The organism is Streptococcus sp. ACS2 (assembly GCF_000525585.1).
Lineage (GTDB): Bacteria > Bacillota > Bacilli > Lactobacillales > Streptococcaceae > Streptococcus.
Genome location: NZ_JALT01000004.1, coordinates 61 through 2,240 on the forward strand (window position 1 = coordinate 61; position 2,180 = coordinate 2,240).

Here is a 2,180-nt window from a genome sequence, read left to right on the forward strand (position 1 = left end):
TTCTCTGGTTGGAACTTAGGTTCTTCTGGAGGTGTTACACGGTTGTTGAATTCTTTATCAGCAGCATCTGTTACGTTGGCAACGATTGCTTTAGCTGTACCGTCGTGTGAAACAACAACTTTAACAGTGGCAACCATTGTGTCGTATTTGACAGTTGTATCTGTACCAGGAGTTTCTTCAACTGTGTAGTTGTAAGTCTTACCAAGATCATCGCGACCAAATTTAAGAGTCTTGAAGACAATCTTACCAGCAGCGTCGTTCTTCACGCGTTCAACTTCAACGCCGTCTTTCTTCAATACGAATTCGAATTCGTTAGCTTGAAGTTCACGACCTTCCAAACGTTTTGTGAAGTTCATTTCCACTGGAACTGGAACGCTGTTAACACGTTTTTGTGTTGGTTTTTCAGGTTTTTCAACTGTCTTGCTTACTGGGTTGTAAACGTGAACTGTTTGGTTGGCTGTATTTTCAATATCAGCACCAGCTTTAACAGATTGTTTAACAGTTGCTGGGATATCAAATTTATAGTAACGACCAAATTCGAACTTAGTAGTATCGATAACAGGGTTGTTTACTTTATCTTTGATAAATTCTTCTTTAGAAGTTGCAGTGATTGTACCATTTTCAACTTTGATGTCGAATTTAGCAGTCACGTCTGCACCAGTTACTGAATCGTATGCTTTAATGTCATCGGCATTAACGTCCAATTTATCAGCATCGTATGTATCTGATACACCAACGTATTGGATGTTGTTAGCTTCTGTGAATTTAGTAGTATCAAGCCATACTTGGTATACCAATTTAGAACCGCGTTCAACAGTCTTAGTATTCAAGTTTTCTGGTTCGTTGTTGGCAACACCATCAACATATGGATTGGTGTTTGTTGCTGTGTACTCATTACCAGGAACATCATCGTCATCATCAGTCAATTTATGACCAGTGATGTCATATTTCTCTTTAGAAACGACAAATTTTTCTGGTTGGAATTCAGGAGGCGTTGGAGGAGTTACTTTGTTGTTGAATTCTTTATCGGCAGTACCGTCAGTAGCATTACCGTTGGCATCAACCCCACCAGTTGAAGATACGTTTGTAACCGTAGTCAATGAATGACCGTTCTTAGCAACTTCAACTGTAACAGTAGCTTTCATCTTATCGTAAGTCATACCAAACTCTTTGTTGGCTGGGATAACTTCTTCTACTGTATAAGTATGAGTACCTACTTTAGTGTTGTCGAATGACAAGTTAGAGAATGAAACATTACCAGCAGCATCATTCTTAACTGTTTCAACTACTGCACCTGTAGAATCTTTCAATACGAAGCTGAATTCACCTGCTTTAAGTTCACGACCTGCCAATTTCTTAGTAAAGTCGAACTTAGTCACAACTGGAGCAACCACATAGTTGTTGAACTCAGTGTCTTCAGGCATTGTAACAGCCGCGTTCAGAAGACCTGTTTGAGCGTCTTTTGTGACATTGACAGTTACAACTGCGTTCATTGAATCATAATCAATGTTTGTATCTGTTCCAGCTACTTCACGTACAGTGTAAGTGTGCGTACCTTCAGTTGCATATGAGATTGAATCAAATTGGATTGAACCATCAGCCGCATTCTTCTTAGTTTGGATCACATTGCCGTTTTCAAGCAATTCGAAGGTGAAGGCATTTGCTTCAAGAGTCTTACCTTCCAAACGTTTTGTGAAGCGGAATTGTGCTTGTGTTGGAGATGAAGTGAATGTATTGTTGAATTCTTTGTCGGCTGGAAGTGTATTAACAGCTTTAAGAACATGACCATCTTTAGTAACAGTAATTGTTACTTCAGCTTTCATTGTGTCATATTGCATACCAGCTTCAGAACCTTGAACTTCTTCAACAGTGTACTTGTGAGTACCAACTTGTGCGTTTGTGAATGTCAAATCGTCAAAGGCGATAACACCATTAGCATTGTTAGTCTTAGTTTGAAGAACAGTTCCGTTGGCATCTTTCAATACGAAGCTAAATTCACCATCTTTAAGTGCACGACCTGCAAGAGCTTTAGTGAAGTCAAAACGAGTCTTAACTGGTGCAACAGCAAAGTTGTTGAACTCAGTATCAGCTGGCATAGTAACTGCAGCGTTCAAAAGACCTGTTTGAGCGTCTTTTGTGACATTGACAGTTACAACTGCGTTCATTGAATCATAATCAAT

At 39.4% G+C, this 2,180-nt stretch carries 1 pseudogene; it reads right to left on the bottom strand.

Annotated elements, in window-relative coordinates:
- Positions 1 to 2 precede the first annotated feature (2 nt).
- Positions 3 to 2,180: pseudogene (locus tag HMPREF1517_RS00050) on the bottom strand (Spy0128 family protein); the annotation flags it as partial.